Origin of the sequence: uncultured Phenylobacterium sp. (assembly GCF_902826855.1) — a bacterium.
In the GTDB taxonomy this organism is placed as follows: Bacteria; Pseudomonadota; Alphaproteobacteria; order Caulobacterales; family Caulobacteraceae; genus Phenylobacterium.
Genome location: NZ_CADEGK010000138.1, coordinates 1 through 6,060, shown reverse-complemented (window position 1 = coordinate 6,060; position 6,060 = coordinate 1). Strand labels below are relative to the sequence as shown.

The 6,060-nt window shown below is 69.5% G+C and carries 2 protein-coding genes; both read left to right on the top strand.

Annotated features, from left to right (window positions below; all coding sequences use genetic code 11):
* The first annotated feature begins 312 nt into the window (after positions 1–312).
* Positions 313–3,381 carry a TonB-dependent receptor gene (locus QZV94_RS17265; protein ID WP_293679405.1) on the top strand — a complete coding sequence of 1,023 codons (3,069 nt, stop codon included), beginning with the start codon at positions 313–315 and terminating at the stop codon, positions 3,379–3,381.
* Between the two features lie 9 nt (positions 3,382–3,390).
* A complete protein-coding gene (locus QZV94_RS17260) occupies positions 3,391–5,904 on the top strand; it encodes a prolyl oligopeptidase family serine peptidase (RefSeq protein WP_293679403.1) in 2,514 nt (837 codons plus the stop codon).
* The last annotated feature ends 156 nt before the right edge of the window (positions 5,905–6,060 follow it).

Genomic DNA, 6,060 nt, shown 5'->3' with positions numbered 1-6,060 from the left:
AATAGGTTACGCCGGACCAAGATCCGGCTGCACGCTCGGGAATGCGAGGACGGGCGGGTGAGCGGTGTCTTCGACACCGGCGACACGGAAGGCTTCGTCTCCGGGGTCCTCGAAATCTTCAGTCTCAGGGCGAGCACGTCTCCCGACGGGATCCTGCTGCGCGCCAGTGAGCCTCCAACGGCCGGCTGATCATTTTTCCTCAGGTCCCAAGTTCGCGTTTCACAACGCCGGCGCGTCTCCTCCGTGACGTCGGTGATGAGAACCCGAGGCCCCGCCCTTCTGGCAGGCCGAACGCGGCGTCGGGGGAGTGAAATGTACCGTACCGCCCGTCCGTCGTCCGACCTGAGGTCGCGCCTACTCGCCGGCTCACTCTGGGCGCTTCTTGCCACGGCTGCCTCGCCGGCCGTCGCGGAAACCGCCGGCAGCGTGGACGTACCCGCCGGAACGCTCGACGCTGCGCTGACCGCTTTGGCCGGCCAGACCCACCAGCAGGTTCTCTACAAGGCCGAGCTGGTGGCGAACCGCCGCGCGCCCGCCGTGAAGGGCGTGCTGACCTCCGAGGAAGCGCTGCGCCGGCTCCTTCAGGGCACGGGGATCTCCGTGAAGCGGACCGGGCCGAACGTCCTGGTCCTGCATGCCGCGTCGACATCCACGCGCGCGGCGGACGGACCGGCGACTGATCGCCCTTTCGTCGGTGACGGCGCGCCAGAACAGGTTGTCGGCGCCAGCGCCGGGGCTGGAGCTACAGCGTCGCCACCCCCCGTGGTCGACGAGGTGACCGTCACGGGATCAAACGTACGTGGCGCGCCTCCAGCGTCGCCGCTGTTGGTGGTCACCCGCGCCGATCTTGAGCGGTCCGGCCAGACAACAGTCGCTGACGCTTTGCGCGCGCTGCCAGAAAACTTCAGCGGCGGCGCCGGAGAAGGCAATTCTCTGGTCGGCGCCGATCCCGTCGGACGCAACAACTCGTTCGGTGCAGGCATCAATCTGCGCGGCCTGGGCAATCGCGCCACCCTCGTCCTCGTCAATGGCCGGCGGCTCGCTGGTTCCGGCGCGTTCGGGGACTACGTCGATGTCTCCTCGATCCCAACGGCCGCCGTGCAGCGGGTCGAGGTGCTGCTGGACGGCGCCTCGGCCATCTATGGCTCGGACGCCATCGGCGGCGTGGTCAACATCGTCACCCGAAAGGACTTCGAGGGCCTGGAGCTGCGAGCGCTCGCGGGGATCGGGACATCGGGCGAGCCGGCGCAGGGCCAGGTGTCGGTGACGGCAGGCCATCACTGGGGCACCGGCGGGGTCATGGTCGCCTACGAACTTCAGCGCCGCGACCGGCTCTTGGCCACCGATCGCGACTTCGCCGCGACCTCTGATCTGCGGTCGCGCGGCGGATCCGACTTCCGGCTCACGAACGCCTTCCCCGGCAACGTGCTCGCACCGGTGCCTGGCACGACCGCCGTCACCCCGACCTATGCGGTTCCGCCCGGCCAGAACGGCGTCGGGCTGCGGCCGTCGGACTTCCTGCTGAACAACCTCAACCGGCAGAACCAGCGGATCGGGCAGGATCTCCTGCCCCGCCAGACGCTGAATTCCGTCTACGTCGCCGCGAACCAGGAAGTCACCGACCGGCTTGAGCTGACAGGGGATGCGCGTTTCAGCGCGCGCCGGGCCAAGGGTCGGCTCATGGCGGCCACCAGCACCTTCACGGTGGGGCGGAACAACCCGTTCTTCGTCTCGCCGAACGGTGCGGCCTCGAACCAGATCCAGTATTCGTTCGGGAACGAGTTCCCGAACGTCACCTCGGTCGCTCAGACCGAGACCCTCACCTTCACCCTCGGTGGGAAGCTTCGCCTGTTCAGCGACTGGCGGGCCGAGGCCTACGGGGCCTTCGGCCAGGAGATCACCGAGCAGCGCGGCTACAACCTCGTCAACTCCATCGTCCTGAACGAGGCGCTGGGGAACACGGCCGACAACCCGGCCACCGCGTTTTCGACCGCGCGCCTGGGCTTCTTCAATCCCTTCAGCGGCATTCCCGCCAGCAACCCGGCCGCGATCCGCGCGGCGATCGGCTCCGGGACGGTCTACCAGCGCAGCCGCAGCCGCGTCGAAGCCGTGAACCTCCAGGCGGATGGTTCCCTTTGGGCGCTTCCGGGCGGTCCGGTGAAACTGGCGTTCGGCGTCCAGGCGCGACGCGAGACCCTCGCGCGCGACGGCAGCAACTTCGTCTCCACAATCGCGCCCGTCCCGACGAACCCCACCGACGTCTCCCGTGACGTGACGGCGGTCTTCGCGGAACTCGCGGCGCCGATCGTCAGCGCCGAGAACGCCCGCCCTGGCATTCAGCGGCTCGAGCTCTCGCTCGCCGGTCGCGTGGAGCACTACGAGGGCATCGGGACGACCTCCAATCCGAAGATCGGCCTCGTGTGGTCTCCGACCTCGGACCTGCAGCTGCGCGGCACCTACAGCCGCTCGTTCCGCGCCCCGGCGCTGCGCGAGCTATACGATCCCGAGACCTATAGCGCGCTCCTGATCGCCGAAGGCGTAAACCGCGTGCGGTCGCTCCAGCTCAGCGGCGGCAATCCGAGCCTTCAGCCGGAGACCGCCGTCTCCTGGACCGTCGGCGCCGACTTCCAGCCCACCGCCGTGCCGGGCCTCCGCCTGTCCCTCACCGCGTTCGACATCCGCTTCAAGGACAGGATCGACCGGCCCGTGGGCTCAAGTCTCGCCAACGCCCTCGTCGACCCGACCGTAGCGCCCTTCGTGCGGCGGATCATGCCGGGCGCGAACGCGGCCGACCTGGCGTACATCACGGCCCTGATCACCTCACAGTCGTTCGCACCCGCGAACGGCATCTTTCCGGCCACCGACTACGGCGCGACGGTCGACACGCGATATGTGAACACCGCGACGCTCAACGTCCGCGGCGTCGACGCCAGCGGCGCCTATTCCTTCGACGTGGGCGAGAACCGGCTGCGCCTGGGCGCGAGTGCGAGCTATCTCATCGACTACAAGCAGCAGTTCACCCCCACCACGGCGGTCATCGAGCGGGTCAACGTCGCGAACTTCCCACTCCGCCTGAGAGGCCGCCTGACGAGCGACTGGACCCGCGGCCGGATCACCGTCGGCGGGGCCTTGAACTACACCGGCCGTTATGAGGACACGGCGGGCGTGAGGATTCGCGCGCACGCGACGGTCGACCTGCAGGCGCGCTTGGCGCCCGCCGACAACGGCCTGATGGAAGGCGTCTCGGTCCTGCTCAACGTGCGCAACGTCTTCGACCGGGACCCACCCTTCTACAACAATAGCGTTGGACTGGCCTACGACGCGGCGAACGCCGATCCCGTCGGCCGGTTCGTGTCGCTGCAGCTCACGCGCGCTTGGTGAGGTCGGGTCATGAAGCGCGCATCGGTGAGCGCCCTCGCGGCGCTCGCCTTGCTGGCCGGCGTGCCCCACGCGCCGGCCAGCGCCCGACCGTTCACCATCGAGGACCTCTTGAGCCAGGGGTCCTTTGGGGCTCAAGCCCTCGATCCCTCCGGCCGCTGGTTCGCGTTCGAGCAGCGCGGGCCGTACAACCGGTTCGGTCGCTACGACACCGCCGTATTGCCGAGCCGGGCGGCGGGCCGCCTTCAGGTCGTCGACCTCGATCGACGTGAGGGCGCACGGCCCCTCCTGGCAGACGATGCCGGGCCCGGCGTGAGCCTGGGCGCCTTCTCCCCTTCGGGCACGCGGCTCGCCGTCTACCAGCTGGTCGGGCGCACATGGCGCCTCGGCGTCGTCACGATGGCCAATGGCGCGGTGCGGTGGTTTTCGGCCGCGCCACGGACGGGGGGTCAAGGTCGCGCGCTGCAATGGCTCAGCGATACCGACCTTCTCGTTCTCGATCGAAGCGACGGCTCGGCGCCGCCGGCCTACCGAACCGCCTGGGTCGCCGATGAGCGGCTGCCGGCAGCCTGGGAGGCGGCCGCCCGCGGCGGGACGGCTCACACCGTCTATGGTAGCGGCGCCTATGCCGGCGTCCGCGCGAAGGCGCCGCTCACAGCGCTGCTGCGACTGAATGCGGAGACGGGCGCTGTCGTTGAACTCGCCCGAGGCCCGTTCCGGGACCTGGAACTCTCGCCCGACCTGGCACGTGTGGCGCTCTTCTCCCAAGGGCCGGACATACAACCGCGGCCCGACGGCCCGGTGCGCGGCGTGGCCGGCTCCGAGACGGAAGAGACCCGGCTTCAGATCCTGGACCTGCGAACGCGGCGCATCGTCGACACCAGCGCCACCTGTGACTTCCTTCCGCAGGTTCTGAGTTGGTCACCGAAAGGCGACGCGCTGCTCGCGTTCGCGCGAGCGACCGGCCAGGCGTGGCCGGACGGTCAGCTGCTGCGGGTCCGCGCGAGCGACGGCGCGGCGGCCCGGATTGGCGAAGGGCTTTCGCCCGCGATCGACACCAATCCCGTGGTCGTCCGGTCGGCCTGGATGGGCCAGGACCCGGTTCTCTGGGCCTACAGCTCGGTCGGCGGCGGCCGCGCCGACTGGTTTCGCTTGGGCGCGAAGGGTCCGGTCAACCTCACGGCGAGACTGGCCGCGCCGGGCAAGGCGATCCTCGCCTCTGGGGCGACGGGCCTCGTCCTCCTCAGCGAGAAGCAGCCCTGGCGGGTTGACCGCGAGGGGCGGGCCACACGGCTGAGCGATAAGGCCATGTCGGTGCTGCTGACGTCCAACCGGGGCATCGACGGCGTCCGGCTCAGCCGCGCGGCCGCGGCAGCGACCTGGTTGGCGGCGACGGAAAACGCAACAACCGCGCAGCTTGTGCGCGCGACGTCCGGGGGCCTGAAGCCGCTCCGGACACTCACCAACCTCTATGGTCCCATCGTGGGGATTTCGGACCGCACGGGCGATGTCCTTGTCCGCCAGACGGGGCGGAAGGGCGTCGAGGCGTTTGTCAGGTTGGATCGCGACGGCACGCTCGAGCCCTTGGCGACCATCAACCGGAGCCTCAGTGAGACCGATGCCCTGAAGGCCGAACCCATCCATCACCTGGGCCTGCAGGGGGAGGCGCTGACGAGCTGGCTGTTCGTTCCCCCGCGTGCGACGGGCAGCCCCCCGCCGCCGCTCATTGTGCGGCCCTACGTGGGCTATGCGTTCCCGTCGGTTCCGCAGGACGGCTATCTTGAGGAGGGGTTCCTGCAGAACCTGCGGATGCTGGTCGGCCACGGCTATGCGGTCCTCGTGCCGAGCCTGCCGACCCCGCCGGGCGGCCAGACCGAGCCGATGGAGCGGCTCGCCGAACGGATTCTCGCGGCGGAGGCGGCCGCGCGGGTCGCGCCCGGGTTGGCGGGGGCATTCGATCCGGAGCGGGTGGCGATCCTAGGCTGGAGCTTCGGCGGCTACACGACGATGGCGACCATCACCCAGACCGATCGCTTCCGGGCGGCCGTGGCCATCGATGGGGTGAGCGATCTGACGGCCTACTGGTCGAGGCTGTCCCTCGTGCGCCAGTTGCTCCCGGAGGAGGGCTACCTGTCCAACTGGTCGACGGGCACCGTGGAAGCGACCCAGCCTGAACTGGGCGGCCCGCCCTGGCGCGAGCGGGATCGCTACCTGCGCAACAGCCCGCTCTGGTTCGCGGACCAGATCCACACGCCGTTGTTGCTGATCCACGGTTGGCGCGACCCGTTGTCGGTGGCGCAGTCCGAGGCGATGTATTCGGCGCTGTTCCGGCAGGACAAGGACGCGATGTTGGTCGTCTACTGGGGCGCCGGGCATCAGCCGACGAGCCCTGGGGACGTGGCGGACGTCTGGGCGCGCACCTTCGCGTTCCTCGATGAGCATTTGCCGTTCACACCCGCCGCTGTCGCGCGGACCAGGGCGAATCCGGCGCCAGGGTCGGCCAATGTCGTCCCCACGCCTCCGTGACCGCGTCCGCAGCGGGAGAGATCGGGTTGCCGCGCCAAGCGAGGTGGTCGCGATACAGGTCGCCTCAAGCTCGGCGTTCGAACGTCATCGGCCGTCGGCGATGTCGATGAGCTGCGTGAGGGCCCCCTCGCTCGTGAGGCCGACGTTGAAATCGCC